Genomic DNA, 25,364 nt, shown 5'->3' with positions numbered 1-25,364 from the left:
GTCACCCGACCTCGGTGAGCGTGATGATCGGGGTGGTGGGTGTCGCCGAACCCGCGGTGTACCTGTCGGGCAGGGACGGCAGAAGTTCGACCGCGACGGCGAGCTCGACTCCCTGGCTCTCGAGCAACCCCCGCACGGCCGCGACCGGCCGCGTCCGGGAGAGGCGGGTGGAGACGAGCGCGGCTCGGCCGGCGTGGCCCGACCGGGATGTCGTGAGCAGCCCCGATTCCTCGTAGGCCACGACTCGCGGAACGCCGAGGTGCCGGGCGGTGACGTGCGCGAGGACGACGTCGTCCTCGCCGTCCCAGCTGATCACCAGATCGACGCCCACGGTTCTCAGGAGGGCCGCGATCTCTGCACCGATGCGTTCGGTTGCGGCGGGATCGATGCCGAGATCGATCCACGTGTCGTCGTGCGATCCTCGCCGCACGCGCGAGATCGCTTCGGTGACGGTCAGGTCAGTCATGGTCCTCCTTGAGGTCGAGGGCGCCATCCGGCCCGACCGGGATGAGTTGATCGCGCACGGATCGCAGGATGCAGCGCGGCAGACCGCTCGTGCCGATCAGCACCAGATCGATTGCGCGGCCTGCCGGCCCGGATTCGCCCCCTGGTTCGGTGAGGGCGATGGAGAAGACGGCCTCGCCTGGATGCTGGTCGCCCAGTTCGTCGTGGTCGGTGACGATCAGGACGGGTAACCCGGTGGTGAGCGACACCGCTGTTCCGAGGAGTTCTGCCGCCTCCCCGCTCGAGACGAGCCGATCGGTGCCGCTCGGCACCCGCTCAGCCATGGCCATCGCCACTCGGCGGGCGATGGCCGGCTGGGTCATCCACCGGGCCGCCGCAGACGCGCCGGTGGCGATGTCGGGAGCGAGCGCCTGGATGTCCAGTGCCAATTCGGCGAGATCGCGTGACTTCATGCCGGCACCGTCCGCAGGAGCTCCCGGATGCCGGTCACCTGTGCACGCGCGCAGCGATCGGTGAGTTCTCGGGCGATCGAGACCAGGGCGAGGGGGTTGCCGAAAGTGGCGGTCCCGACCTGCACGGCGGAGGCGCCGAGCGAGAAGTACTCGAGCGCGTCGTCCGCGGTCTCGATTCCGCCGCAGGCGATGACGGGGATGTCGACGGCCCGAACGGCCTGCCAGACCAGACGGAGCACGATGGGACGGATCGCCGGGCCGGTGAGGCCGCCCACCCGGTTGCCGAGAGCAGGGGTGGTCGTGCCCGGCATCAACGGGAAGGCCGGGACGGAGTTGGCGACGCACACCGCATCCGCTCCGGCGGCGGCGGCCGCCGCGGCGCACTCGGCGATGGAAGCCGTCATGACCGGGAGCTTCACGATGAGGGGCTTGTCGGTCTCGTCGCGGGCCATCGTCACCGCCGCTCGGATGGCGCCCGGGTCAGAGCCGATGTCCCGGCCGTCGCTGTCCAGATTGGGGCAGGACACGTTGAGCTCGTAGGCGGCGCCGTGCCCGCGGAGACGCCGGACCACCTCCGCGTACTCGGCCGGTGAGTGCCCACCGACGCTGATGATCGTCGGGGCGTCGAGCGCAGCGTATCCGCCGTGCTGGTGGGCGAGGTAACCAGCCGGGCCGAGGCTGGGAATGCCGACGCTGTTGACGACGCCGGACGAGATCTCGCTGAGGCGGTGAGCGGGGTTCCCGCCGCGCTCCTGGAGGAAGACCGTCTTCGTGACGGTGGCACCGAGCGCCTCGACGTCGATCAGCTCGCCGAGTTGGGGGCCGAAGCATCCGGACGCTGGCATGACGGGGTTGCGGAGTTCGAGCGCTCCGATCTGCACGCGCAGGTCGACCTCGGTCCGAGCGGGGAGGGTGATCGTCACGTCGCATCCAATTTCCGTGAGGTGGAAATATGCTTTCCACAATGACTGGAAGTAGAAGTATCGGCACGTGTCGGCCGGAAGTCAAGTCGAGGTCGTCGATGACGTCGGCGGAGAGGGGAATTCGATGAGGGTCGGCATCTATGCCGGGGCGAGGGCTGCTTCGCCGGAGATCGAGCAGGACGTCCGTCGTTTCGTGGCCGAGTTGGTGGAGTCGGGACTCGACGTGGTGTACGGTGGCGGACGCACGGGCCTCATGGGAATCGTCGCCGACACGGCGCTGGCCGCGGGTGCGGCGGTGACCGGCGTCGTGGCCGACGGGGGAGAAGGTGGGGAAGCCGCGCATCGTGGCCTCACCGATCTCGAGGTCACCGCCGATCGCCATCGGCGCAAGGAGCGAATCCTCGAGTTGTCGGACGTCGTCGTCGCGCTGCCGGGGGCCTCGGGAACGCTCGAAGAGATCGTCGAGGCGTGGTCGCTCTTCCGGCTCGGCCGCCACGGTACCCCGTGCGCGCTCTTCGATACCGGCGGCTTCTTCGACCCCCTGGTCGAGTTGGTCGCCGGAATGCAGCGCAGCGGATTCATGCCGGCCGATGAGAACTCGCTCGTCATGGTGAGGAGCGGACGCGAGGTCGTCGAGTTCGCACGCCGCGGCCGTGCGGGCAATTCTGGAAATCCACTTTCCAGTCGTAGTTGACGCGCGTAGACAATGCGCGTAGATTCCTCTTCACCGTCAGAGAGGATACCGATGAGGCAGCATGGCTCCACCGTGGCAACAACCGTTGTCGTGCTCGGATCGGTCCACCACGACCGCACCCGCTACGTCGCGGAACTGCCCGGCGCCGGTGAGACGGTGATCGCCATCGACAGCAGTGAAGGCCTCGGCGGGAAAGGTGCGAACCAGGCCGCTGCCGTTGCACTGCAGGGTGGCCGGGGCATCCTCGTGGGAGCGGTCGGGGTCGATGCGTCGGCGGAGTTCGTCCGCACCGAGTTGCGACGACTCGGCGTCGACGACGACCACGTGAGTTCGATCGAGGCGGCGAGGACTGGGTCGGCGTCGATCACCGTCGACCAGGCCGGCGAGAACGTCATCGTCGTCGAATCCGGTGCCAATCGATCGGTCACGGGAGCGGATCTGCCCGATCCGGTCGCGCTGCCCGGCCATCCCGACGTGGTGCTCGCTCAGGGCGAGCTCGGCAGTCGAGCGGTGCAGGGCGCCGCCGACTACGCGGAGCGGTTGCGCGCTCGGTTCGTGCTGAACCTCGCGCCGGTGGTGTCCGTCGGATCGACGGTCATCGGTCGTGCCGACCCGGTGGTCGTGAACCAGTCCGAGGCCATCGCTCTCGCCGAGCAGATCGGGCTTCCCCGTGCGACCCCGGACGTGTCCGCCGACCCGGTGGCGTGGGCCATGACCCTCGCCATCGCGCTCGTCGAGACGGTCGCGACGTCGGCTGTGATCACCCTCGGGGCGCTCGGCGCGGTCGGTGCGACGGCATCCGGATGCTGGCATGAGCCCGCTTTCGCGACGACAGTCATCGAGACGACGGGTGCGGGCGACTGTTTCACCGGCACGCTCGCACTCGCGCTCGCCGAAGGGAGCTCGTTGAGGGCTGCGACGATTCGCGGTCTGGCGGCAGCATCCGTCGCGGTGAGTCGCGCGGGCACCGCGGCGGGCTACCCGATCCGTTCGGAGATCGACGACGTGCTCCAGCGACAGGCGGGGGCGCGGTCATGACGGATGGCACCCGGGTGACCCGAGAGGATGTCGCGCGGCTCGCCGGCACCTCCCCGGCGGTCGTGAGCTATGTCATCAACAACGGCCCCCGTCCCGTTGCGGCGGCGACCCGGGCGCGCGTGCTCGCGGCGATCGCTGAGACCCGGTATCGCCCGAACGGCATCGCGAAGGCGCTCGCGAGCGGGTCGTCCGGCGCCCTCGGCCTCGTGGTCCCGGACATCGCGAACCCCTTCTTCGCCGAACTCGCCCGCGCGATCGAAGACGAGGTCTTCGCGTCAGGGCGGGTTCTGCTCGTCGGCAACTCCGCCGAGAGCGACGTCCGGGAGCGCCGCCTCGTGCACAGTTTCATCGAGCGCCAGGTCGATGGCCTCCTGTACGTCGGCGTCGGCCACCACACCCACGTCGAAGACGCCCGGGTGGCGGGCATCCCGGTAGTGGTCCTCGATCGGCGGGATCCCGGATCCGGGGTCGCATCGGTCGTCGTGGACAACTTCGAGGGCGCCGTGGTGGCGACGAACCACCTGGTCGAACACGGTCACAGCCGAATCGCGATCGTGGCCGGGCCGTCGAGTCTGTTCACCTCGGTCGAGCGGATCGGCGGCTGGCGGAAGGCGCTGAAGGCGCGTGGCCTCGCGAACGGAGACGATCTCTTCTTCGAGGCGCCCTTCTCGCGCCAGGGTGGCTACGACGTGGCCGCCCGGCTCTTCGAGGGCGTGCTGCCCGACGCCGTCCTGGTCGCGAACGAACTGCAGGCCCTGGGCCTCATGGCGGCTGCGGCGGACAGGGGAATCCGCATCCCGGACGACATCGCGCTCATCACGTTCGACGGCACCGAAGAGTCGGTGTTCAGCTCGCCGCCGCTGACGACGGTGGCCCAACCGCTGGCCGAGATCGCCCGCCACGCCGTGGCGCTGGCGCGGCCCACAGACGCGAACGACGCTCGAAACATCACCTGCGAGATCGAGCTCGTTCGCCGCCGCTCCTGCGGCTGTTCCTATCCACTGAATGAGAACCGCCAGGTGCCATCACAGATGGCGATCTTCGGTAGCACCCGGCAGCCCCCACCGAAAGAGGAATCTAGCATGAACAAGAATGTCGGCAGAATCGCCGGCGCGTCGATTGCCATCGCGGCAATGTCCCTCGCGGGATGTTCCGCCACATCGAGCGCCGACCCGGACGAGAAGCAGACGATCACCTTCGTGACGCCGCACCAGGGGGTCTTCGATGACGCCATCACGGCGTTCGAGGCCGAGCACCCGAACATCACGGTCGAGCTGCAGGTCATCCCGTTCACCGAGATGGCGGCGCAGTCCCAGGCCCGGCTCGGCGCGAAGGACACGTCGATCGACGTGATCGCGGTCGACCCGCCGCGCCTGCCGTCCATGGCGGAGAAGGGCTTCCTGCTCGACGTCTCGGGTGACAAGTCCGCGATGGACGAGTCGCTGACCGCGGGTGGAATCGACTCGGTCACCTGGAACGACCAGCAGTACGCGTATCCGCTCTGGACGAGCGACACGTTCCTCTTCTACAACAAGGATCTGCTCGCCCAGGCGGGTGTCGAGGCCCCCGGCGCCGACAACGCCAGCCGGTGGACCTGGGAGCAGACCCTCGACGCCGCGCAGAAGGCGCAGGGCGCGGGCGCGCAGTACGGTTTCGCGTTCGAACAGGTCGACGCCTACTACGCCCTCCAGCCCGTGATCATGTCGATGGGCGGCGGGTCCGGTCTCAGCGGCGACGGCAACCTCACCCCCGAAGTCGACACCGCCGAGTGGCAGGGCTTCGGTTCGTGGTACGGCGACCTCTACTCGTCCGGCCTGTCCCCGCGGGGTGTCGCCTCCGCGCAGATGCCGGACCTCTTCAAGAACGGTTCCGTTGCCTTCTACGTGGCCGGCCCGGCCCGGATCACCGACCTGCAGAACAGTGTTCTGAAGGACAAGTGGGGCATGGCCCCGCTGCCCTACCAGGCAGGAGGCGACGTCGTCACGCCGACCGACTCCTGGGCGGTCGGAGTGAGTGCCTTCAGTGAACACCAGGGCGCCGCTCAGGAGTTCGCGCGGTACCTCTCACTGACCACCGACGGTGCGGTCGCGTCGTCGACCAAGTTCAACCTGCCGCCGGTGAACCAGAAGGCCTACCCGAAGTACATCCACTACATCGACGGAATCGCGCCCGACGAGACGTCGCAGTACGGCGCTCTGCTCACGGTCGACTCCGACGAGCACGCGCAACGTCGACCGTCATCGATCGGCTATGTCGACTTCGAGACCGTGGTCAACAAGGCCTTCGCCGACATCCGCAACGGGGGCGACCCGGATGCGATCCTCGCCGCCGCCCAGGCCGACCTCGTTCGGCAACTCGGCCAGTACCGCTAGGCATCCGGCTGCTCGGGGCCCACGCCCCGAGCAGCCGGCTCCCGCTTCTTCTGAAAGTTCGTGGTCTCCGTGACTCAGACATCTTCGCGCCGAGGGGCGCCGGCACGCCGCCTCAGCGGCCGTGCCCGGCTCGCCCTCACTGCCGCGCTGTTCCTCCTGCCCGCGAGTGTCGGGCTCATCTTCCTTCGCCTCGTGCCGTCGGTTCAGGCGATCGGCTCGTCGTTCACCAACCGTGCGGGCGACTTCTCCTTCGCCAACTTCACCTACATCTTCAGCGACCCATCATTTCTCAACTCACTGGCGGTGACCCTGCTCTTCGCCGTGATCATCAACCCGCTGCAGATCGCTCTCGCGCTCTGGCTCGCCGTGGTGCTCACCAAACGTGTTCCCCTGGTCGGGCTCTGGCGCACGCTCATCCTGCTGCCGATCGCCGTACCCCAGATCGTCTCGGCGATCGTGTGGGGCGTGCTGTTCCGGCCCGATGGTCCGATCAACGGTGCCCTGGGTGTGCTCGACATCCCGCCGGTCCCGTGGCTCGTGAGCCCGCAGACGGCTCTGATGTCGATCATCATCATCTGCAGCTGGGTGGGCGTCGGTTACTGGATGACCTTCCTCGTCGCAGGTATCAAGGACATCCCGACCAGTCTCTACGAGGCCTCGGAGCTCGACGGCGCGGGTGGCTGGAAGCAGTTCTGGTACATCACCCTGCCCGGCCTGCGCCGGCCTCTGCTCTTCGTGCTGGTGGCCGACACCGTCGCCAACTTCCTGGTGTTCGCGCCCGTGCGCATCCTCACCCAGGGTGGCCCGCAGGGGTCCACCAACCTCATCATGAACTTCATCTTCGAGCGGGCCTACACCTTGGCGGACACGGGCGGCGCGGCGACCGCGACCGTCGTGCTGGTCGCCATCGTCGTGCTCGTGGTCGCCATCCAGTTCCGGCTGCTGCCGGGGAAGGACTGAATCGTGTCCGACGTCATCCCCAACACCCGCCAACGGCGCACCGGGCGGTTGATGCTGCTGATCGCCGTCCCGGTCGCGATCTTCGCCATCGCTCCGCTGGCCTGGTCGCTGCTGTCGTCGCTGCGGCCCGGGGACGAGATCTTCAAGTTCCTCTCGCCCTTCTCCATCAACACGCTCCTGCCCACCTCGGTCTCGCTCGACAACTACGCCGCCGTGCTGAGCAGCGACTTCACCGTCGCCCTGATCAACTCCGTGATCGTGGCCTTCTTCAGTGTCGTGCTGGGCCTCGCCGTGTCGTCGCTGGCCGCGTTCGCGCTGGCCGTCCTCGATTTCCCGGGCCGTAGCGCGGTCTTCGCCGTGATGGTCGTGAGCTTCCTGGTACCCTTCGAGGCGATCGCGATTCCGCTGGCCAACTCCTTCCGCGACGCCGACCTGCAGAACACGCTGATCGGCCTGATTCTGCCGGCCATCGGCAACGGGTTGTCGATCTTCCTGCTCCGGCAGTTCTTCCTCAACATCCCGTACTCGCTGAGCGAGGCGGCGCGGATGGACGGGCTGTCCTGGTTCGGGATCTACTGGCGCATCTACCTCCCACTGTCCCGGGCCTCGATGGTGGGTGCCGGACTCATCCTGTTCGTCTTCCAGTGGCAGTCGTTCCTCTGGCCGCTCCTCATCGCCCCGGCGCCCAGCGCGCGGGTGGCGCCGGTCGCCATCGCCGACTTCGCTCAGGAGTCCGGGGTCGACTACGGCCAGATGTTCGCGGCGGCGACACTGACCGCGGCGATCCCGCTTCTGCTGCTGCTGGTCTTCCAGCGCCAGTTCACGAACTCGCTCGCGTCATCCGGGAGCAAGGAATGAGCGCCGCGGCCGGGCCGACCCGTCGTGAGCCGCGACGCATCGTCATCGACTGCGATCCCGGCAACGGGATACCCGGGGCCGACATCGACGACGGACTGGCGATCGCGCTCGCGCTGGCCGCCCCGACACGACTGCGCCTGGAGATGATCACGGTCGTCTCCGGAAACACCCACCGTGACCAGGGCTACGCGGTCGTTCGGACCATGCTCGATCGGTTGGGGATCGACCTGCCCGTCTACGCCGGGGCGAGCGCGGCACTGGTCGAACCCTCCGGCCCGTGGCGCACGCGGCAGGACGCGAACTCGGCGAAGCCCGAGATCCTCGCAGCCTGGGCAGACGTCGAAGCGCCCGGCGACTACGACGCGGGTGACGCATTGGGTGCGGCCACCAAGCTGGTCGAGATCGTGCGGGAGAATCCCGGGGAGATCACGGTCGTCGCCATCGGCCCGCTCACGAACCTGGCGCACGCGATCCAGATAGATCCACAGTTCCCTCAGCTCGTCGACGAGATCGTCATCATGGGCGGCGGATTCGCCGTGCCCGGCTTCTTGCAGGAACTGAACTTCGGCATCGACCCGGAGGCCGCTCAGCAGGTGGTCACCAGCGGAGCCCGGATCACGCTGGTGCCCTTGGACGCCACGTCGCAGACGCTTCTCCGGCACAGCGACCTCGATCGGCTCGACCCGGCACGGTCCGCGCTCGCGTCGTACGTCGTGCAGACCACCCGGCCCTGGATCGACCTGGCGGCAGCCTGGCGCAACATCGACGGCTGCCTGCTGCACGACCCGCTCACCGTCGCACTCCTCATCGACCCCGACATCGTCGAGACCGAGCAGATGATCGTCGACGTCGAAACCCAGGGCACGCTCACCCGCGGTCGGCCCGTCGCCTGGACGGCCGAGAACCTGCGGTTGCACGTCGGGCTGACTCTCCGGAATCCGCCCCCCAGTCCGATCAGCGTCGTCACGAAGGTCGACAACGAGCGGCTGCTGGCGACCCTGTTCGACAACTACGCCGCATGGTGAGCACGACGCGCGCTGCACCGCCCTCCTCACCTCGATCCGTCGATGGCCGGTGACGTCCTCGCCCTAGTCTGTCTGGCCGTTCTTCTCGGGGCGTTCGCGCAACGATCCACCGGGATGGGATTCGCGCTGGTCGCGGCCCCCTTCCTGGTGCTCTTGCTCGGCCCGCTCGAAGGAGTAGTGCTGGTCAATCTCGCCAGCGTGCTGTCCGCCGGCCTGGTGCTCCTGCGGGTGCGCCGGGACATCGAATGGCGCACCTACCTCTGGCTGATCGTCCCCGCGCTGGTCGGAATCGTTCCCGGTTCGTTGCTGGCCGTGCTGCTCGACCCCGACTGGTTGGAGTTCTCGATCGGGCTGGTGCTGATCGTCGCGCTCAGCGGGTCGATCCTCCTGCGTCGGGTCGCGGTCACGCTGCAGGGAAGAGTGCCGCCCGTGGTCGCCGGCTTCACCTCGGGACTCACGAATGCGGCGGCCGGGATCGGCGGGCCACCGGTGGGCGTGTACGCGGTCGTCAGCGGCTGGTCCCAGCGCGCCTTCGCTGCCACCGTGCAGCCCTACTTCCTGTCGATCGGACTCGTGTCGGTCGTGACGAAGCTCGCCCTGGAACCGTCCCGCTGGCCGCAACTCGACTGGTGGATGTGGGTCGTTCTCGCGCTGGCGCTCGTATTCGGCATCGTGGGTGGCGAGCTCGTCGCCGGGCGCCTGCATCCGAAGCTCGCCCGTCGCGCGGTTTTCGCCGTCGCGCTGGTCGGGTCGGCCGTCGTGGCGGCGAGCGGCTTGTCGGCCCTCATCGCGGCCGGCGGGGCGTGAGTGCGACCGAACCGGCGCGCGGTCGAACTCTAAGGTGGATGCATGCAGCCCGTCGTTCGCGCCCTCCATGTTCTTCAAGCACTGTCGGCGCGGCCGGACGGCATGAGCCTGCAGGAGCTGCACGAACAACTCGACATCCCGCTCGGCAGCATGCACCGTGTTCTGGCGACCCTGCACGACGAGCGGTTCGTCAGCAGGTCGCCGATCAGTCTGCGCTACTTCCTCGGTGCCGCCACCCGGAGCCTCGCCGAGCGCAACATCAGCACGACGGGGGGCATGCAAGCTCTTTCCACGGGCATCCGCAAACTCTCCGAGGAGACCGGCGAGACCGTGTTCCTCACCGAGTTGCAGGGGAGCGAGGCCCTCTGTGTCGCACTCGTGGAGGGCACGTACCCGTTGCGGTTGTTCGTGCGGCTGGGGCAGAGCATGCCGTTCAACGCCGCGGCGGCCGCACGTGTGCTGTTGGCCGACCTCGACGACGACACGGTCACGTCGCTCCTCGAGTCGCAGGCGCTGCCGGAGTTCCGTTCGGCGACGCCCCACACCGTCGAGCAGGTCATGGCGCGCCTCGGCGATGTGCGAGCGAACGGCTACGACATCGCCGACGACGAACTCGACGCCGGTGTATGGGCCGTCGCTGCGCCGATCTTCACCTCGACGGGGCGGGTCGCCGCCAGTGTCACCCTCGCCGGCTCCGCCGGGCGCCTCGGCGCCGACGCCGTCAAGACGGCGACCGTTCGCCGGGTCGTGTCCGCTGCGAACGCGATGTCCGAAGAGTTGGGGGCATCCGTTCGTTAACTCTCTGTAAAACGGATGCTTCCTGACTCGAAATCTGGAAGCATAGTTTCCATGAGACGGAAGCGTGAACAGTCGCCGGCGAGCCCGACGGTGGTCGGCGTGCAGGTCAGCACGAGACATGCCTTCAGCAAGCTCCCCGTCGACAGCATCCGGCTCATCGAGAACCACGGCGTCGAAGGCGATGCGCACGCGGGGGTCACCGACCAGCATCAGTATCACGTCAGGCGCTTCGGCAATCGCCCGAATCTGCGGCAGGTGCATGTGATCCAGGCCGAGCTGTTCGACGAACTCGACGAGAAGGATCACGTCGTGAGGCCCGGCGATCTGGGCGAGAACATCGCCACGCGCGGGGTCGACCTGCTCGGCCTGCCCACCGGCACCAGGCTGCATTTCGGCTCCGATGCCGTCATCGAGCTGACCGGCCTTCGCAATCCCTGCGTGCAGGTCGAGGAGTTCCAGCCCGGGCTCCTCAAGCAGGTGGCCGAGTCCACGCCCGCGGGGCTGGTGCGCAAGGCCGGCGTGATGAGCATCGTCACCCGGGGCGGCGTCGTCCGGCCGGGCGATGCGATCGAGGTCGAGCTGCCGGCGGAGCCACATGTCCCGCTCAGCTACCGCGCGCCCGTTCTGGAACTCCGAATCGAGTCGATCCGTCGAGAGGCGGACGACATCAATTCGATCGAGTTGATGGCCGTCGATCGAAGCGACCTGCCGCCGTTCACCGCCGGCGCGCACCTCGATCTGCTCCTGGCTCCCGGTCTGACGAGGAGCTACTCGCTCAGCAACGACCCCGCCGAACGGCACCGTTACGTCGTTACGGTGAACCGCGATCCCGCGAGCCGTGGCGGTTCGGCGCACGTCCACGAGGCCCTACGGGTGGGCGAACGTGTTCAGGTGAACCCGCCACGCAACAACTTCGCGCTGGACGAGACCGCGGTTCACACCGTGCTCGTCGCCGGCGGCATCGGCATCACCCCGCTGAAATCCATGATCGCGCGGCTGGAGCGGCTCGGCCGGAGCTGGGAACTCCACTACTCGGCGCGAACGCAGAGCGGTGCGGCATTCCTGGATCCCCTCAGGCGACTGAACGGCGCGGGAGGCGAGCGGGTCCGTGTCCACCTGACGGGGTCGGCGGGTGGCCGGATCGATCTGGCCGACATCGTGGCCACGGCTCCGCCGGGCGCCCACTTCTACTGCTGCGGGCCGTCGTCGATGGTGGAGGCTTTCGCGGAGGCGACGGCCGCACTGCCGCCGTCGAGTGTTCATCTGGAGCGATTCCGTAGTGAAGCGGCCGCGACCGACGGTGGATTCACGGTGACCCTCAACCGCTCGGGCCGGTCGTTGGCGGTGAAGCGAGGCAGCAGCGTGCTCGACACCCTGCTCGGTGCCGACGTCGAGGTCCCGTACTCGTGCAAAGAGGGTGTGTGTGGATCGTGCAAGGTCAGAGTGCTGGCCGGCATTCCCGAGCATCGGGACGTGGTCATGACCGAGCGCGAGCGAAGCCGGAACGATCACATGCTCGTGTGCTGTTCGGGCTCGAGATCGCCCGAGCTCGTGCTCGATCTGTGAGCCGCGTCGCGTGGAGTGCCTGGTCGCAGCGCTACGGCGGATCGAGACCGAATTATGCTGAATGGCATACCTCCGGCCAGGCGGTAGCGGCGAAGCGGAGGCGGCTCGTGACGAGTGACACCCGGCAACAGATGATCGACGGCACCGTGCAGCTGCTCGCCCGCGGCGGGTTGCCGCAGACCTCCTTCGCGACCGTGCTGGAGCACACCGGTGCCCCGCGGGGGTCGATCTACCATCACTTCCCCGAGGGCAAGGATCAGCTCGTCTCCGCCGCGGTCGCCGCGTCCGGAGCCCGCTCGATCGCGATGATCCAGGCCTGGCGCGGGGAGCCGGCCACTGTCGTCGCCGAGCGATTCCTCGCCGCCTGGCGGATGCTCCTCACGGCGACGCAGTTCCGGGCGGGCTGCGCGGTGCTCGCCGTCACGACGGCGACCGAGTCGGTGGAGGTCCTCGACGGCACCGGAGCCGTGTTTCGTGAATGGCGGGAGGTGCTGGCCTCGGTGCTGAGCGAGGGCGGGCTGCCCGCCGATCGTGCCGGCTCCGCCGCGACGATGCTCATCGCGTCGGCCGAGGGCGCGGTCGTGATGAGCAGGGCCGAGCGGAGCATCGAGCCGTTCGACGACGTCGCCGCGGGAGTGCTCGCGCAAGTGGCCGCGCTGACCGAGCGGGCGTGACGATGGAATTCGACACCCAGCTCGACAATCCGGTGTGGGCCGCCCTGACCGGGCCGCAGGCCGCGCTCGGTGTGGTGCGCGGTGGCGCCGCCCGGTTCCACGCCGAGTTCTGTCCGTTCGCGAGCGTCGTCGACGCGGCTGACGACGACGCGTGGCGCGACCTTCGCCGTCTCGTTCCATCCGACGAGACGATCGCCCTGCCCGGGATGCAGCCGCAGGATGTGCCGCGGGGCTGGGCCGTCGTGGAGACGATCCCGTGTCATCAGCTGGTCGCCGGCGGCGGAGGCGGAGGCGATCGAGCGCGCCCCTCCGCGGCGGCGAAGGTCGAGGCACTGACCCCGGAGGACGTGCCGTCGATGCTCGCCCTCGTCGACGAGACCGAACGCGGTCCGTTCCGTGAGCGCACGGTGGAGATGGGGCCGTACCTCGGCATCCGGAGCCCTGACCCGTCGCGACGGCTGGCGGCGATGAGCGGCGTGCGCCTGCGCACCGGGAGCTGGCACGAGATCAGTGCCGTCTGCACCCATCCCGACTTCCGGGGCCGCGGTTACGCCGGCACCCTCGTCGAGGGCGTCAGCCGACTGGTCGACAGCGCGCACGGGCGACCGTTTCTGCACGTCCGAATCGGGAACCCCGCCGAGCGACTCTACGAGGCCCTCGGCTTCACCGTCCGCCGCGACATCGATTTCGTGATCGTGAGGCCGTCCTGATGCCGCGAACCTGACCGGGGCAGGTAGTTGAGGTCAGGGTGTTTTCGAACGAGGAGTACCTCCTGCGCCGCGGTGGAGGCTTCGCCGAGTTGGTGGCACCCGACGGCGGACGACGCGCGGCGTCACGGTTGCGCCCTGCAGCACGCTGCTCACCACTCAGGAGGCGGCGGATTTCTTGGCAGTGTCGCGTCCGACTCTGGTCAAGCTGCTCGACAGTGGTCAGATGGAACGCGAGATGCGCAATCGGCATCGCAAAGTGACGCTGCGCGCCCTCGTGGACGATCAGGAGCGTTCGCGGCGGGATCGTCGTACAGCTCTCTCCGAGTGTTCGAAGAGCGGGCAGCTGATCAGAGCACTCGCTTCGGTCGCATCCGCGCCACTCAGCCGGTGGCGGCCTTCACAGCGCTCACCGCGAGCAGCGCGATGAGACCGCCCGACCAGGCCAGCAGCACGACCCCCGCATAGATCATCTGGGTCGCGAGCCCCAGTGCGCCGAGGCGTCCGGCAACCCGCACGCCGGCGATCGCGTGGCCGAGCGTCAACGCCCCGCCGACGAAGGCCAGCACGCTGGCGAGCGACAGCGCGACACCGACGGCGACACCCGGCCGGGCGCCGCTGAGCGCCACCACGATGAGGGCGATTGTGGCCGCGAACACCAGTCCCAGCGCGATCAGGTCGAAGAATCGCGCGCGTCGAGCGTGGGTGTTCGCTCCAGGCCAGAACGACCGCGTGTATGCGGGGCCGAAGAGCCAGGAACTGGCCGCGGCGTGCTCGTGCTTCGACCACTCGGTGCCGGACCACCACCGCTCGCGGCCGGGCGCGTGCGGGTCGGGATACCAGCCGGGTGGCGGGAGGATCGGGGTGTGGCTCATGGTCGACGGTGTCAGACGGCGCCGAGGGTGAGCGCCTCGGTGAAGGCGGCCTCCGTCTCGCGCACCAGCTCCTTGGCGGTGCGGCCGCTGCGCCGGGCGGTCTCGTAACAGGCCAGCGCGATCTGGGCCGCGAAGACCGCGATCCGCTCCTCGGTGCCCCGCCTCTGCAGCACCTCGGCGAGCTTGGCGGCCACCTGCTGGGTCTTCAGGGCGTCGCGGGCGCGGAGTTCGATGTGCTGCTCGAGCAGGCGCGAGCGGCGGTCGTAGGCGTCGAGCTCGACGGCGGCCCTCTCGCAGAGCTCGAGGACGATGGGGCGCAGCTGTTCGATGGCCGTGCGCGAGTCGTGCGCGGCGCCGATGCTGTCGTCCTGCCCGGCCAGCGCGATGGCGTCGAGCATGGCCTGCTCCTTCGCGAAGAGCACCTCCGTCTTGTCGCCGAAGTAACGGAAGAACGTGGTGCGCCCGACGTCGGCCCGGGCGGCGATGTCGCTCACCGACACGTCGTCGAAGCCGCGCAGCGCGAACAGGTCGTCGGCGGCCTCGACGATGCGCTGGCGCGCCTGCCGCTGCTTGCGCTCGACGAGGGACTCGGAGACGAGGGGTCCGGCAGGGGCGCCGGTCGCCGGAGATGGGGTGCTCACACCGTCATCCTACTCTCAGTCGGATTCCGGAACCAAAAGGTACTCAGAGTGTTATGGTACGGAGTACCGAACTGAAAGGATCGCACATGTCCGAGAAATCCGCGGGTCTCCCGCTCGGCCGGGTGATGATGTCCACTGCGGCTGCCGGCCTCGCAGTGGGAGTCTTCGCCGCCGACTTCAACAAGACCAACATCTACAACCCCGAGTGGACGCCGCACGCGAAGTTCCACACCGGTCAGACCATGAGCATGGGGGTCGGGCTAGCGCTCGCCACTCTGTACGGGTTGTGGGCGCGCCCCCGCGAGTCGCGCATCGCCCTCGACGGCGCCGCCGTCGCGGGGAGCATCTACCACCTCGGCCAACTCACCGCCGGACTGTACCCGGGCACGGCGACCGCCGATCCTCCGCGCAAGGACAACTGGTCACAGCTGCTCACCACCGTGCCGGTGCTGGTGCTCACGGGCGTCGGCTACCTGCTCGAACGGCGCCGGATGACGAACGCGGACGGGGGTGGCCGCCGTGCGTGAGTCGCTGTCGGCCGACGACCGGCTGGAGATCCAGGAGACCATCGCGCTCCACGCCCACATCTTCGACGCGCATCGACTCGACCGGCTCCAGGAGCTGTTCACCCCCGACGCCGTGTACGACATGTCGCGGTCGGGAATCGGAACCTTCACGGGGATCGACGTCATCCGCGGCGCGGCCGCGCAGATGATCGACAGCGGACACTTCCCGCTCCAGCACTCGGTGACGAACATCGTCATCTCGAGCGCTGCCGATGACGTGGTGACCGCCCTGTCCAAGGGCCTCATGGTCATGGCCGACGGCGCGATCCAAGGCGTGAACCACGAGGACACCCTGCGGCGGCACGACCGTCGGTGGCGCATCAGCCGCCGGATCATCACGCCGGTGCAAGCGGCGCCGGCCGCGAAACCGGGGCGCCGCGATGACGGCCGCACAGCGCATCCAGTACCACCGATACGGCGGACCTGAGGTCCTCCGGCTCGAGGAGTTCGAGCCTGCCGAACCCAAGGCTCGCGAGATCCTCGTCCGCGTCCGGGCCGCGGCGGCCAACCCGATGGACTGGATGTTCCGCAACGGCGACGCGAAGTTCATGACCGTCGGCCGCTTTCCGCGGGGCCTCGGTCACGACTTCTCGGGGGTGGTCGAAACCGTCGGCGAGGGGGTGATGAGGTTTGCCGTCGGCGACGAGGTGCTCGGTGCCACGATGAGACCCGGCACCTTCGCCGAACTCGTCACGGTCAAGGCGAGCTGGGTCGTGAAGAAGCCCGCCGGGCTGCCCTTCGACCAGGCGGCCGCGATCCCGATCGTCGGAGCGACCGCCTTCCACGCTCTCATCGACACGGGAAGACTGCAAGCCGGCCAATCCGTCTTCGTCACCGGATGCCTGGGCGGCGTGGGCCGAGCGGCGACGCAGATAGCGCTGCAGCACGGAGCCACCGTCGGAGGCAGCTGTCGAAGCACGGCGAGACAGGATGCGCTGGAACTCGGCATCGACCCGGTCGTCGACTTCGTCTTCGATCCGGAGCCGCTGCGAGGCCGATTCGACATCGTCTTCGACACGGCCGGAACCCTCCCGTACCGCACGGCGCGGGCCCTGCTGAAGCCGGGCGGGCGCATCGTCGACATCAAACCCACGCTCGGCAAATTTCTGAGGAGTGTGATGCCCGGCCCGTACACTTTGGGCTCTCTGCCCGGAGGGGAGGTACTTGAGGAGGTCGCGCGCGCCGCGGAAGCGGGGGTGCTGTCGCAGCCGATCGCGCGCACTGTGCCTCTCGCCGAAGCGATCCGGGCCCTGACCCAGTACGAGCGCACTGCCGCCCCCCGGGGAGGTAAGCTCATCGTCACGAATTCCGAACGGCCGTAATCGGCGCACAAATCGCCGAAGCCGACGCCCGCCGAGACGCCCCTCTCCGACCGTCGAGCGCGGTGACAATCGCTGGACTCACCGGCCGGTGCCGCACCCCAGCTCGTTCGGGCTTGTTGCGGCGGCCGGCGGAACGCTGAGCCTGCTCGTCATCGCCACGGCGACCGATCTGGTGCAGGTGATCATCGGCGGGCGCCGGCCGTCACCTCCTTGCTAGCCGGAACGGCCGACGCGCCAGTAGCCGATGAACGCGATCTGCTCCTTGGGGATGCCCGTCTGAACGGCATGGCGGCGCACGTCCCGAGGCAGCGACTGCTCCCCGGCCACCCACACCGCCTGCTCCGGGCGGGACGGGAGGCCGGTGGCCATGCTGAGCGCGGCGGAGCCGGGTGCATGCCCGTGCTCGCGCACGACCCAGTGCACGGTCACGCCCGCGGGGGCGTCGATCGCCCGAACGTCGGCGTCGTCGGGAATCTCGAGTACGGCGGCGCCCTCGACGGTCCGGGGGAGCGACCCGAGGATGCCCGCGGCGGCCGGGAGTGCGCTCTCGTCGGCCACCACGAGCAACGGATGCCCGAGCATCCGGGTGTCGAAACCGATGCCCTCGTCGATGATCCCGACGACATCACCCGGGTTCGCCGAACGGGCCCACGACGCGGCGGTCGGTGCGTCGTGGCCGCCGTGCCCGTCGCCGTGCATCACGAAGTCGATGTCGAGCTCGTCGCCGCCGGGCAGGCGGCGGAACGCCCGGACGGTGTAGTTGCGCAGGATCGGCCGTGTCGCCTTCGAGGTGGTGAGGAACTTCACATAACTGAGGGTGTCGAGCTTGTGAGGTGCGTGCGCGAGGTCACCACCGTCGACCGGCAGGAACAGCCGGAACCACTGGTCGAACCCCAGCGGCGTGAAGCGCGCGAGGTCGTCGCCGCCCAGCACGACGCGGGTGAAGGAGGGCGAGACCCGCTCCGTGCGGAGCACGCGGCATACGAGCAACTCCGCCTGCGTCGGCTTGGTGCGGGTCGCCCGCATGTTCGTTCGAGCCATGTAGGTTAGCCTAACCTAACCACTGGCCGCATGCGAGAACTTCTCCGGCCGGCGACTACCCGCGCCGGTTGTGCTCCGCGAGCGACTCCATCGAGACGACCGGACCGGTGCGCAGGATGAGCGCCTTCTTGCGGAGGAAGCGCAGCAGGCCGGCCGGGCCCATCCGCGAGCCACCGAGGCCTGAGCTCTTGAAGGCCACCTTCTCGACATCGCGCATGATGCCGATCGTCAACGAGGTGTCCTGCAGGCTGATGGCGCCGGCGTCGAGGCGGCGGGCGATGGCGTCGGACTCGTCGGCACTACCCGAGATGACCGCCCCGGAGAGGCCGAACTCGGAGTCGTTCGCCAGGTCGACGGCTTCGTCGATGCTGTCGTACGGCATGACCGGCATCACCGGTCCGAAGGTCTCTTCGGTCATCAACCGCATCGAGTGGTCGACGTCGACGACAACGGTCGGGCGCATGTACCGGCCGCCGCCCTGCTCGATGCTGGGGCCGCCCGTGAGAACAGATGCACCGTGTTCCACGGCGTCCTGCAGGTGGTCGTCGACGATCTCGGCCTGGCGCTCGAGGATGAACGGTCCGATGTGCCCGCGCGTCGGGTCGGGATAGCTGAGTTCGAGCGCCTCCGACTGTCGCACGAGCTCGGCCACGAACGGCTCGTAGATGGTGCGATCGACGTAGATGCGCTCGGTCGAGAAGCACAGCTGCCCGGTGTTGTGCACCGACCCCTTGAGGATGGCCGCTGCGGCCGAGCCGACGTCGGCCGAGCCCGTCACGATCGCGGCGTCCTTCCCGCCGAGTTCCAGGAAGGCGGGGATGAACCGGGCGGCGCACGCCGCCGCGATCAGCCGGCCGGTCGCGACGCTGCCGGTGAAGCAGAGGGCGTCCACGTTCTCGATGACCGCTTGGCCGACATCCGCCGCGCCCGGGACGTACGCGAACACGGATGCGAGCTCCGGCACGCTCTGGATGGTCGTCATCACGGGTTCGATGAAACGCGGCGTGATCTCGCTGGGCTTCACCAGCACGGCGCAGCCGGCCAGGAGCGCGGGGATGGCGTCGGTGGACGAGAGGAGGAGCGGGTGGTTCCAGGGGCTGATGATTCCGAGCAACGCGTAGGGCTCGAGCTGCGTGGTGTATGTGACGTCGCTCATCACGCTCGAGCGGCCCTCCAGCGTCGCCGCCTCGATGATCGCGGGCGCCTTCGCACACCAGTCCCGCACCGCGGCCGCCACCATGAACGGCACCTCGGACGATACCCGGACACGGGCCGTGTCGATTCCCTCGGCCTCCGCGATGAGGGAGGCGTCGCGCTCGATCGCATCGGCCCAGCGCAGCATCGCAGTGACCCGGCCGGAGAGCCCGAGATCGCGCCAGGCACGCTGACCGGCACGCAGCGACGCCGCCAGCTCGCCGACCTCCGCGGTCGTCGGCGGAACGACGACGTAGTCGACCTCGCCGGTGCGGGGGTTGCGGGCCCAGAGTCCGCGGGCCTGGTCGGTCTCGTCGAGGGGCGACGGGTGCGTCGTTGCGGAGTTCGTCATGAGTGTCAGCCTAAGAATGAGGGTCGGGAAGGACCAGCAGAAAGATCGGTGCGCATCGATAGCCCGCGAGCTATCGATGGGCGGGGGCTCGGAGTTCAGTGCGGAGCGAGCTGCCGCTCGAGGGGTGCCATCGCCGACAGCGCCATGCGCTCGTAGTCTCCGGCCGTCGCCTGGCCGGGGGCCGTCTGGTTGAACGCGCTTCCGGCGGCCAGAACGCTGAACTCGGGCAGGCGCTGCGGGTCGACCCCGAGCGCGCCGAGCCCGGAGGGCAGGCCGAGCTCCTCGGTGAACGAGGCGAGATCGTCGGCCAGGGTCGCCGGAGTGGATCCGACGGCCTCGGCGACGGCGGCGATCCGATCGCTCGGCACGACCTCGGTGAGGAAACCGACGGTGTGCGGGAGCAGCACCCCCACCACCGTGCCGTGATGAAGTCCCAGGTCGTCGAAGGGCATCGAGAGCGCGTGGGTGAGGCCGAGGCCCTTCCACGTGGTCATCGCCGCCTCGAGCGCGGCCATCATCACGTTCCAGCGCGCCTCGCGGTCGCGGCCGTCGGCCACCGCCCGTGGGAGCCACTGGCGCATCCGTCGCAGCGCCTCGAGCGCGACGGCGTCCGCAGGCGGGTTGACGGCAGGGGAGAGGTAGGCCTCGAAGGCGTGGGTGAAGGCGTCGATGCCCGTCGCGGCCGTGAGGTGAGGCGGCAGGCCGTGCGTGAGTTCCGGGTCGCAGATCGCCACGCGCGGCACGAGGTTCGGGCTGAGGAAGACCTCTTTCTCGCCGTTCGCGAGGGTGAGGCCGGCGCCGCGCCCGATCTCGCTGCCGGTACCGGCGGTGGTCGGGATGGCGATGACGGGCGCCACGGCTCGCGTGATGCGCGCCTCCCCGCCCGACTTCGCGAGGTAGACCTCGAGCGGCTGATCGTGGGTGGCGAGCAGGGCCACCGCCTTGCCGCAGTCCATGGGCGAGCCGCCGCCGATGGCGATGACGCCGTCGCATCCGCTCGACCGGTAGAGCTCGAGAGCCGCGCGGGCGGCCGCCTCCGTGGGGTTGCTCGGCACGTCGAGAAAGGCCGGCAGAGCTTCCCACCCCTCGAGGAACGCCAGCGCCTGGGCCAGCACGCCAGTGGCTTCGAGTCCCCGGTCGGAGACGATCAGTGGCCGCTGCAGACCCAGCCGAGCGAGCTCATCGGGCAGCGTGCGCCGTGCGCCGTCATCGAACTGGATGCGGCCGATGTACTGGATGAATGCCATCCGGACTCCTTCGTCGATGTGCGGTTCAGGCTAGTCGAGCACGGCGGTCGTGACGGAGAACCCGGCGATGAACTCCTTGATGGGCCGGTAGAAGCGGGTGTCGAGGCGGTAGTGCCCGCTGGCGGCGAGGGCCGAGTAGGCGGCGATCCAGGTGCGCACCTCGTGGGAGGAGTTGCCGGCGGTCTCGGTCATCCAGTTCGGGGTCCAGGCGTCGAGCGCCGGGAGGTCTCCGCGCTCGACGATGTCGAGGAACGCCTCGTCCCACTCCGGCGCGAGGTCCATGATGTCGGCCTCGCCCGCCGCGAAGGCGTGCGCCGCGGAGATGACACGCTGCTGCCGCTCGTTGCGGGCCTCAGGGGTGAGGTGTCGCCCGCCGCCCAGGAGGAACTCACGCTGCTCGCGCGTGGCCGTGGCGATGCGCGGCACGGGCGGGTCGTGCGAGAGGCCGCCGGAGGCGAGGAACAGCACCCGCTTGTCGGTGCCCGCGAAGTACTCGCCGATGGCGGTTCCGAGCGCCCGCACCCGCGACAGCGGGGTGAACGGGGGCGCGACCGAGTTGATGAACACCGGGATGACCGGTTTCGCGGTGATGGAGCCGTAGAGGATCTCGAGCGGCTGCACGGCACCGTGGTCGACCTCCATGCGGAGCGACACCGCCAGATCGACTCCCCGGTCGAGCACGGCCTCGGCGAGCTCCCGGGCGATGGCGGTCGGCACGTCGAGCTCGCCGGCCTGGCTGCCGTAGTCGCCGATGCTCACCGCTTCGTAGCCGAGGCAGAACGGCGGCATCAGTTCGTAGAAGAAGCCGTTGTAGTGGTCGGGCCCGAAGCTCACGATGAGCTCGGGGTCGAAATCGTTCACGAAGGCGCGTGCGGCGGCGAAGGCGCCCTCGACGGCTTCGGTGGTCTCCTGACCCGGATCGACGAGTTCGAGCAGGGGACTGTGCGACATCGCCGCGACTGCGACCGGCATGGTGATTCCTTACGTCTAGTTCTTCGGTTCGATGTTCTCGAGCAGGAAGTCGAGGTGGAGGCGGTTGAAGGTCTCGGTGTCCTCGTACTGCGGCCAGTGCCCGCAGTTGTCCATCACGGCCAGCCGGCCGTTGGGGATGAGCGATGCGATCCGTCGTCCCTCATCGACCGGCCCCGAGGGGTCCTTCGTCGTCCAGAGCACCATCGCGGGTGCCTGGATGGCACGGAGATCGTCGTCGGAGATCATGTTGCGAGCGCGCGTCTCAGGGTCTTGCAGCGCCATGTTCATCTCGCACGCCATCAGCCAGTCCGGCTGCTCGAAGATCATCTGGCGGGTGCGGATGAGGTCGTCGGTCACCATGGACGGGTCGGCCATCAGCCACTCCAGCCGGGTGCGCACGCGTTCCCAGCTGGGGTCGCGCGCCGCATCCATCGACAGGGTGTACAACCGCTCCATGACCTTGGGGTTGGCCATCGTGCCGCCCATCGTGTTGAGCACGATGCGGTCCACCCGCTCCGGATGCAGCTGGGCCAGCCGGGCGGTCACCCAACCACCGAGCGACTCGCCCGAGAACGAGGCCTTCTCGGCGCCGATGGCGTCGAGGAAGCCGGTGACCTGGCTGATGTAGTGCGGGATCTCGAGCGGATGCTCGGGCTTCGCGCTGTAGCCGTGGCCGATGAAGTCGATCGCCCAGACGTCGAAATGCTCGGCGTGCGACTGCAGGTTGCGCACGTAGGCCTCGGCGTGACCGGTGATGCCGTGCAGCAGCACCAGCGGCGGCTTCGAGGAGTCGCCCGCGTGCAGGTAGCGGGTGCGGTAGCCGCCCGCGTCGAGGAAGCCCTGGCTGAACTCGACCTGGTTGAGGTCGCTCCAGACGCTGGTGTACGGGCGTTCGGTCATCGCGTTCCTGCTTCCTGTGCGTCGCGGGCGTCGCGGGCGGCGACGAGATCGAGCGCGACGTCGACGATCATGTCCTCCTGGCCACCGATCAGGCGTCGTGCGCCCACTTCGACGAGCACGTCGCGGGCGTCGAGGTCGTACGTCTGCGCAGCCCGCTCGGCATGCCGGAGGAAGCTCGAGTACACCCCGGCGTAACCGAGGCTCAGGGTCTCCCGGTCGACCTGCACGGCACGATCCATGAGCGGGCGCACGAGGTCGTCGGCGAGATCCTGCAGGGCGAACAGATCGGCCCAGGTCTCCCAGCCCTGAAGGTCGGCGACCGCCACGAAGGGTTCGATCGGCGTGTTGCCGGCCCCCGCGCCGAGCCCCGCGAGCGACGCGTCCACCCGGTAGGCGCCTCCCTCGACCGCTACGACGGAGTTCGCCACGGCGAGCGAGAGGTTCTGGTGGGCGTGGATGCCGATCTGGGTGCCCTCCGCGAGCACGTCGCGATAGGCGCGCACGCGTTCCCGCACGCCGGCCATCGTCAGGCGGCCGCCCGAGTCGGTCACGTAGACGCAGTGCGCGCCGTACGACTCCATCAGCTTCGCCTGCTGGGCGAGCGAGGCCGGGTCGTTCAGGTGCGACATCATGAGGAACCCCGAGACGTCCATGCCCCACTCCCGGGCGGCGGCGATGTGCTGGGCGGCGACATCCGCTTCGGTGCAGTGGGTGGCCACCCGCACCGAGCGCACGCCGAGGTCGCGGGCGCGGGCGAGGTCGTGCAGCGTGCCGATGCCGGGAAGGATGAGCGTCGTGAGCACGGCGTTCTGCACGGCGCCGGCGGCCGCCTCGATCCACTCCCAGTCGGTGTTGCTGCCGGGGCCGTAGGTGAGGCTGCTGCCGCCGAGTCCGTCGCCGTGCGACACCTCGATGGCCGCCACGCCGGCCCGGTCGAGTCCGGCGGCGATCTCGGCGATCGTCGTCGGGGTGATGCGGTGCCGCAGGGCGTGCATGCCGTCACGGAGCGTGACGTCCTGGAGGTAGATCGGGGTGCTCATGCGCTCACCTCGAGACGTGCGGCGACCATCCGCTCGGCCACGCGCAGCGCCGCCGAGGTCATGATGTCGAGGTTGCCGGCGTAGGCGGGCAGGTAGTGCGCCGCCCCCTCGACCTCGAGGAAGACGGTCACCCGGGTGTACGACCCGCCTGCCGGGGCCGGAAGCAGGCCGTCGAGTTCGGCACCCTCGTCGCTGAACTGCACCCGCTGCTTGAGCCGATATCCCGGCACGTAGTCGGCCACCGCGGTGATCGTCGATTCGATCGAGTCGAGGATGCCCTGCTTCGCGGTCTCGTCGAGGCGGTCGACGACCACCTGCACGGTGTCGCGCATGATCATCGGCGGCTCGGCCGGGTTGAGCACGATGATCGCCTTGCCCCGTGCGGCACCCCCCACTTCCTCGATGGCGCGCGCCGTGGTCTCGGTGAACTCGTCGATGTTCGCGCGGGTGCCCGGCCCTGCCGACCGCGACGAGATGGAGGCCACGATCTCGGCGTAGTGCACCGGCACCACCGCGCTCACGGCGGCGACGACGGGGATCGTGGCCTGTCCGCCGCACGTGACCATGTTGATGTCGGGAGCGTCGAGGTGGGCGTCGAGGTTCACGCACGGCACGACATAGGGTCCGATGGCGGCCGGCGTGAGGTCGACCAGGCGCTTGCCGAGAGGCAGCAGCCGTTCGGCGTTGTGGCGATGGGCGCCCGCGCTCGTGGCGTCGAAGACCACCTCGATCTGATCGAACTCGGGGTGGGCGATGAGCCCCTCGACTCCGTCGGCGGTGGTGGGGATGCCGAGCCGCCCGGCCCGCGCGAGCCCGTCGGAGGCCGGATCGATGCCGACCAGCACGCCCATGTCGAGGGTTTCGCTCAGTCGCATGATCTTGAACATGAGGTCGGTGCCGATGTTGCCCGACCCGATGATCGCCGCTTTGGCCATCAGGAGTCCTTTCTGGAGGAGGAGGCACCGGTGGATGCCCCGGAGACGTGGGAGGCCGCTCGAACCGAGACGGAGCCGAGGGTGCTGATCTGCGCCTCGAAGAGGTCGCCCGGCTGCACCGGCACCATGGGCCCGAGCGCACCCGAGAGCACGACCTCGCCCGCCCGCAGCGGGCGGCCGAGCCGGATCGCGGTCTCCGCCACCCAGGCGAGTGCGTTCAGCGGATCGCCGAGGCAGTCGGCGCCGGTGCCCGACGAGACGACGTCGCCGTTGCGGCGGAGTGTCATGGAGACCGTTGCCGGTTCGAACTCGTCGAGCCCGAGACGCTCGGCGCCGAGCACGAATAAGCCGCTCGAGGCGTTGTCGGCGATCGTGTCGACGATCGTGATGTCCCAGCCGGCCACGCGGCTGTCCACGATCTCGAGGGCGGCCACCGCGTAGGCGACCGCCCGCCTGATCGACGCGGGATGCGCATCCGGCACGTCCGCGCCCAGCACGAACGCGATCTCGGCCTCGATGCGCGGCTGGAGTAGCGCGGATGACGGGAGCTCGCCGCCGTCGGCGATCGCCATGTCGGCGAGGAGAACGCCGAAGTCGGGTTGGTCGACGCCGAGCTGCTGCTGCACGGCCGGGGAGGTGAGCCCGACCTTGCGGCCGATGCGCGGGTTCGCCGGAGTGATCCTCGGCGCGAGCGCGAGTTCTTGGATGGCGTAGGCGTCGGGGATGGAGAAGGCGTCGAGTGCGCGGATCGGCGGGCAGGGCCGGCCGGTGCCGGCGGCGATGCGCAAGCGCGCGGCTGCTTCTTCGATGTGCACCACGCTGGACTCCTCTCGGCGCCGCGGTGTTCCGGTTGCGGCTCCGTCCACGCTACGGTCGAAGCACTGATTGATCTATGACGTAGATCTGCGACGTCGTATAGTCGATCGACTATTGATGCCAG

At 69.0% G+C, this 25,364-nt stretch carries 29 protein-coding genes; 16 read left to right on the top strand and 13 right to left on the bottom strand.

The genetic code is table 11. From position 1 onward, the window contains the following. Nucleotide 1: 1 nt before the first annotated feature. The 3 genes from AC3WLB_RS05735 to AC3WLB_RS05725 are packed head-to-tail and all read right to left on the bottom strand — an operon-like array spanning nt 2 to nt 1,840. Nucleotides 2-466 carry a hypothetical protein gene (locus AC3WLB_RS05735; RefSeq protein WP_492504072.1) on the bottom strand — a complete coding sequence of 155 codons (465 nt, stop codon included), beginning with the start codon at nt 464-466 and terminating at the stop codon, nt 2-4. Next, entirely contained in the window at nt 459-917 is a 459-nt protein-coding gene (locus AC3WLB_RS05730) for a hypothetical protein (RefSeq protein WP_492504070.1), read from the bottom strand. The genes AC3WLB_RS05735 and AC3WLB_RS05730 overlap by 8 nt, the downstream gene beginning before the upstream one ends. After that, the gene (locus tag AC3WLB_RS05725; RefSeq protein ID WP_492504068.1) at nt 914-1,840 is read right to left on the bottom strand and encodes a dihydroorotate dehydrogenase; all 927 of its coding nucleotides are present in this window, start codon (nt 1,838-1,840) and stop codon (nt 914-916) included. Before AC3WLB_RS05725 ends, AC3WLB_RS05730 begins: the two co-directional genes overlap by 4 nt. A 124-nt stretch (nt 1,841-1,964) precedes the next feature. Here AC3WLB_RS05725 and AC3WLB_RS05720 point away from each other — a divergent pair, with 124 nt between their 5' ends. From AC3WLB_RS05720 to AC3WLB_RS05665, 12 genes are all read left to right on the top strand, one after another. Further along, complete coding sequence (locus tag AC3WLB_RS05720; protein WP_492504066.1) at nt 1,965-2,534, top strand: LOG family protein; 570 nt, start codon at nt 1,965-1,967, stop codon at nt 2,532-2,534. Between the two features lie 72 nt (nt 2,535-2,606). Further along, nucleotides 2,607-3,572: a PfkB family carbohydrate kinase gene (locus AC3WLB_RS05715; protein WP_492504064.1), complete on the top strand. Its 966-nt coding sequence runs from the start codon at nt 2,607-2,609 to the stop codon at nt 3,570-3,572. Continuing rightward, nucleotides 3,569-5,944, top strand: a complete 2,376-nt coding sequence (locus AC3WLB_RS05710; RefSeq protein WP_492504062.1) for an extracellular solute-binding protein — start codon at nt 3,569-3,571, stop codon at nt 5,942-5,944. Before AC3WLB_RS05715 ends, AC3WLB_RS05710 begins: the two co-directional genes overlap by 4 nt. 69 nt (nt 5,945-6,013) lie before the next feature. Beyond that, nucleotides 6,014-6,904 (top strand): carbohydrate ABC transporter permease, encoded by an 891-nt coding sequence (locus AC3WLB_RS05705; RefSeq protein ID WP_492504060.1) that lies wholly within the window; start codon nt 6,014-6,016, stop codon nt 6,902-6,904. A 3-nt stretch (nt 6,905-6,907) separates the two neighbouring features. Continuing rightward, nucleotides 6,908-7,762 (top strand): carbohydrate ABC transporter permease, encoded by an 855-nt coding sequence (locus tag AC3WLB_RS05700; protein WP_492504058.1) that lies wholly within the window; start codon nt 6,908-6,910, stop codon nt 7,760-7,762. Then, nucleotides 7,759-8,787 carry a nucleoside hydrolase gene (locus tag AC3WLB_RS05695; RefSeq protein ID WP_492504056.1) on the top strand — a complete coding sequence of 343 codons (1,029 nt, stop codon included), beginning with the start codon at nt 7,759-7,761 and terminating at the stop codon, nt 8,785-8,787. The genes AC3WLB_RS05700 and AC3WLB_RS05695 overlap by 4 nt, the downstream gene beginning before the upstream one ends. A gap of 42 nt (nt 8,788-8,829) precedes the next feature. Further along, nucleotides 8,830-9,594, top strand: a complete 765-nt coding sequence (locus AC3WLB_RS05690) for a sulfite exporter TauE/SafE family protein (RefSeq protein ID WP_492504054.1) — start codon at nt 8,830-8,832, stop codon at nt 9,592-9,594. Between the two features lie 42 nt (nt 9,595-9,636). Then, nucleotides 9,637-10,392 carry an IclR family transcriptional regulator gene (locus AC3WLB_RS05685; RefSeq protein ID WP_492504052.1) on the top strand — a complete coding sequence of 252 codons (756 nt, stop codon included), beginning with the start codon at nt 9,637-9,639 and terminating at the stop codon, nt 10,390-10,392. 99 nt (nt 10,393-10,491) lie between these two features. Further along, nucleotides 10,492-11,958, top strand: coding sequence for a 2Fe-2S iron-sulfur cluster-binding protein (locus tag AC3WLB_RS05680; RefSeq protein ID WP_492504050.1), 1,467 nt, complete (start codon nt 10,492-10,494; stop codon nt 11,956-11,958). A gap of 107 nt (nt 11,959-12,065) precedes the next feature. After that, the gene (locus tag AC3WLB_RS05675; protein WP_492504048.1) at nt 12,066-12,632 is read left to right on the top strand and encodes a TetR/AcrR family transcriptional regulator; all 567 of its coding nucleotides are present in this window, start codon (nt 12,066-12,068) and stop codon (nt 12,630-12,632) included. 2 nt (nt 12,633-12,634) lie between these two features. Further along, nucleotides 12,635-13,342 (top strand): GNAT family N-acetyltransferase, encoded by a 708-nt coding sequence (locus tag AC3WLB_RS05670; protein WP_492504046.1) that lies wholly within the window; start codon nt 12,635-12,637, stop codon nt 13,340-13,342. 181 nt (nt 13,343-13,523) lie between these two features. After that, a complete protein-coding gene (locus tag AC3WLB_RS05665) occupies nt 13,524-13,769 on the top strand; it encodes a hypothetical protein (protein WP_492504044.1) in 246 nt (81 codons plus the stop codon). Here the strand turns inward: AC3WLB_RS05665 and AC3WLB_RS05660 are convergent. Both AC3WLB_RS05660 and AC3WLB_RS05655 read right to left on the bottom strand, forming a co-directional pair. Beyond that, on the bottom strand, nt 13,723-14,214 hold the full coding sequence (locus AC3WLB_RS05660; RefSeq protein WP_492504042.1) for a DUF2510 domain-containing protein: 492 nt from the start codon (nt 14,212-14,214) through the stop codon (nt 13,723-13,725). The genes AC3WLB_RS05665 and AC3WLB_RS05660 overlap by 47 nt on opposite strands. A gap of 11 nt (nt 14,215-14,225) precedes the next feature. Next, nucleotides 14,226-14,855, bottom strand: a complete 630-nt coding sequence (locus AC3WLB_RS05655) for a TetR/AcrR family transcriptional regulator (RefSeq protein WP_492504040.1) — start codon at nt 14,853-14,855, stop codon at nt 14,226-14,228. An 86-nt stretch (nt 14,856-14,941) separates the two neighbouring features. Between AC3WLB_RS05655 and AC3WLB_RS05650 the strand changes: the two genes are divergently transcribed. From AC3WLB_RS05650 to AC3WLB_RS05635, 4 genes are all read left to right on the top strand, one after another. Beyond that, nucleotides 14,942-15,382, top strand: coding sequence for a DUF6640 family protein (locus tag AC3WLB_RS05650; RefSeq protein WP_492504038.1), 441 nt, complete (start codon nt 14,942-14,944; stop codon nt 15,380-15,382). Then, nucleotides 15,366-15,848, top strand: coding sequence for a nuclear transport factor 2 family protein (locus AC3WLB_RS05645; RefSeq protein WP_492504036.1), 483 nt, complete (start codon nt 15,366-15,368; stop codon nt 15,846-15,848). Before AC3WLB_RS05650 ends, AC3WLB_RS05645 begins: the two co-directional genes overlap by 17 nt. Further along, nucleotides 15,802-16,743 (top strand): quinone oxidoreductase family protein, encoded by a 942-nt coding sequence (locus tag AC3WLB_RS05640; RefSeq protein ID WP_492504034.1) that lies wholly within the window; start codon nt 15,802-15,804, stop codon nt 16,741-16,743. The genes AC3WLB_RS05645 and AC3WLB_RS05640 overlap by 47 nt, the downstream gene beginning before the upstream one ends. 88 nt (nt 16,744-16,831) lie before the next feature. Further along, the gene (locus AC3WLB_RS05635; RefSeq protein ID WP_492504032.1) at nt 16,832-16,960 is read left to right on the top strand and encodes a hypothetical protein; all 129 of its coding nucleotides are present in this window, start codon (nt 16,832-16,834) and stop codon (nt 16,958-16,960) included. Here AC3WLB_RS05635 and AC3WLB_RS05630 read toward each other — a convergent pair. The 8 genes from AC3WLB_RS05630 to AC3WLB_RS05595 all read right to left on the bottom strand — a co-directional run bounded on the left by AC3WLB_RS05630 (nt 16,957) and on the right by AC3WLB_RS05595 (nt 25,242). Then, entirely contained in the window at nt 16,957-17,784 is an 828-nt protein-coding gene (locus tag AC3WLB_RS05630; protein ID WP_492504030.1) for a siderophore-interacting protein, read from the bottom strand. The genes AC3WLB_RS05635 and AC3WLB_RS05630 overlap by 4 nt on opposite strands. Before the next feature lie 55 nt (nt 17,785-17,839). Then, nucleotides 17,840-19,330 carry an aldehyde dehydrogenase family protein gene (locus AC3WLB_RS05625; protein ID WP_492504028.1) on the bottom strand — a complete coding sequence of 497 codons (1,491 nt, stop codon included), beginning with the start codon at nt 19,328-19,330 and terminating at the stop codon, nt 17,840-17,842. Nucleotides 19,331-19,425: 95 nt separating this feature from the next. After that, a complete protein-coding gene (locus AC3WLB_RS05620; RefSeq protein ID WP_492504026.1) occupies nt 19,426-20,577 on the bottom strand; it encodes an iron-containing alcohol dehydrogenase in 1,152 nt (383 codons plus the stop codon). Between the two features lie 30 nt (nt 20,578-20,607). After that, the gene (locus AC3WLB_RS05615) at nt 20,608-21,549 is read right to left on the bottom strand and encodes a 3-carboxyethylcatechol 2,3-dioxygenase (RefSeq protein WP_492504024.1); all 942 of its coding nucleotides are present in this window, start codon (nt 21,547-21,549) and stop codon (nt 20,608-20,610) included. 15 nt (nt 21,550-21,564) lie between these two features. Then, the gene (locus tag AC3WLB_RS05610; protein WP_492504022.1) at nt 21,565-22,449 is read right to left on the bottom strand and encodes an alpha/beta fold hydrolase; all 885 of its coding nucleotides are present in this window, start codon (nt 22,447-22,449) and stop codon (nt 21,565-21,567) included. Then, on the bottom strand, nt 22,446-23,489 hold the full coding sequence (gene dmpG / locus AC3WLB_RS05605) for a 4-hydroxy-2-oxovalerate aldolase (protein WP_492504020.1): 1,044 nt from the start codon (nt 23,487-23,489) through the stop codon (nt 22,446-22,448). The genes AC3WLB_RS05610 and dmpG overlap by 4 nt, the downstream gene beginning before the upstream one ends. Then, nucleotides 23,486-24,424 (bottom strand): acetaldehyde dehydrogenase (acetylating), encoded by a 939-nt coding sequence (locus AC3WLB_RS05600; RefSeq protein ID WP_492504018.1) that lies wholly within the window; start codon nt 24,422-24,424, stop codon nt 23,486-23,488. Before AC3WLB_RS05600 ends, dmpG begins: the two co-directional genes overlap by 4 nt. Continuing rightward, the gene (locus tag AC3WLB_RS05595; RefSeq protein WP_492504016.1) at nt 24,424-25,242 is read right to left on the bottom strand and encodes a 2-keto-4-pentenoate hydratase; all 819 of its coding nucleotides are present in this window, start codon (nt 25,240-25,242) and stop codon (nt 24,424-24,426) included. The genes AC3WLB_RS05600 and AC3WLB_RS05595 overlap by 1 nt, the downstream gene beginning before the upstream one ends. Between the last annotated feature and the right edge of the window lie 122 nt (nt 25,243-25,364).

The sequence above is a fragment of the Herbiconiux sp. FW305-C-125 genome, from assembly GCF_058783455.1.
Note: the sequence above shows the minus strand (reverse complement) of the source record. Positions and strands in the feature narration are given on the sequence as shown.

What these genes read in the sequence shown, in the direction of transcription:
- AC3WLB_RS05735 (WP_492504072.1), bottom strand. Translation starts at nt 466, where the DNA reads ATGACTGACCTGACCGTCACCGAAGCGATCTCGCGCGTGCGGCGAGGA.
- AC3WLB_RS05730 (WP_492504070.1), bottom strand. Translation starts at nt 917, where the DNA reads ATGAAGTCACGCGATCTCGCCGAATTGGCACTGGACATCCAGGCGCTC.
- AC3WLB_RS05720 (WP_492504066.1), top strand. Translation starts at nt 1,965, where the DNA reads ATGAGGGTCGGCATCTATGCCGGGGCGAGGGCTGCTTCGCCGGAGATC.
- AC3WLB_RS05710 (WP_492504062.1), top strand. Translation starts at nt 3,569, where the DNA reads ATGACGGATGGCACCCGGGTGACCCGAGAGGATGTCGCGCGGCTCGCC.
- AC3WLB_RS05695 (WP_492504056.1), top strand. Translation starts at nt 7,759, where the DNA reads ATGAGCGCCGCGGCCGGGCCGACCCGTCGTGAGCCGCGACGCATCGTC.
- AC3WLB_RS05690 (WP_492504054.1), top strand. Translation starts at nt 8,830, where the DNA reads ATGGCCGGTGACGTCCTCGCCCTAGTCTGTCTGGCCGTTCTTCTCGGG.
- AC3WLB_RS05685 (WP_492504052.1), top strand. Translation starts at nt 9,637, where the DNA reads ATGCAGCCCGTCGTTCGCGCCCTCCATGTTCTTCAAGCACTGTCGGCG.
- AC3WLB_RS05670 (WP_492504046.1), top strand. Translation starts at nt 12,635, where the DNA reads ATGGAATTCGACACCCAGCTCGACAATCCGGTGTGGGCCGCCCTGACC.
- AC3WLB_RS05660 (WP_492504042.1), bottom strand. Translation starts at nt 14,214, where the DNA reads ATGAGCCACACCCCGATCCTCCCGCCACCCGGCTGGTATCCCGACCCG.
- AC3WLB_RS05650 (WP_492504038.1), top strand. Translation starts at nt 14,942, where the DNA reads ATGTCCGAGAAATCCGCGGGTCTCCCGCTCGGCCGGGTGATGATGTCC.
- AC3WLB_RS05640 (WP_492504034.1), top strand. Translation starts at nt 15,802, where the DNA reads ATGACGGCCGCACAGCGCATCCAGTACCACCGATACGGCGGACCTGAG.
- AC3WLB_RS05630 (WP_492504030.1), bottom strand. Translation starts at nt 17,784, where the DNA reads ATGGCTCGAACGAACATGCGGGCGACCCGCACCAAGCCGACGCAGGCG.
- AC3WLB_RS05625 (WP_492504028.1), bottom strand. Translation starts at nt 19,330, where the DNA reads ATGACGAACTCCGCAACGACGCACCCGTCGCCCCTCGACGAGACCGAC.
- AC3WLB_RS05620 (WP_492504026.1), bottom strand. Translation starts at nt 20,577, where the DNA reads ATGGCATTCATCCAGTACATCGGCCGCATCCAGTTCGATGACGGCGCA.
- AC3WLB_RS05615 (WP_492504024.1), bottom strand. Translation starts at nt 21,549, where the DNA reads ATGCCGGTCGCAGTCGCGGCGATGTCGCACAGTCCCCTGCTCGAACTC.
- AC3WLB_RS05610 (WP_492504022.1), bottom strand. Translation starts at nt 22,449, where the DNA reads ATGACCGAACGCCCGTACACCAGCGTCTGGAGCGACCTCAACCAGGTC.
- dmpG (WP_492504020.1), bottom strand. Translation starts at nt 23,489, where the DNA reads ATGAGCACCCCGATCTACCTCCAGGACGTCACGCTCCGTGACGGCATG.
- AC3WLB_RS05600 (WP_492504018.1), bottom strand. Translation starts at nt 24,424, where the DNA reads ATGGCCAAAGCGGCGATCATCGGGTCGGGCAACATCGGCACCGACCTC.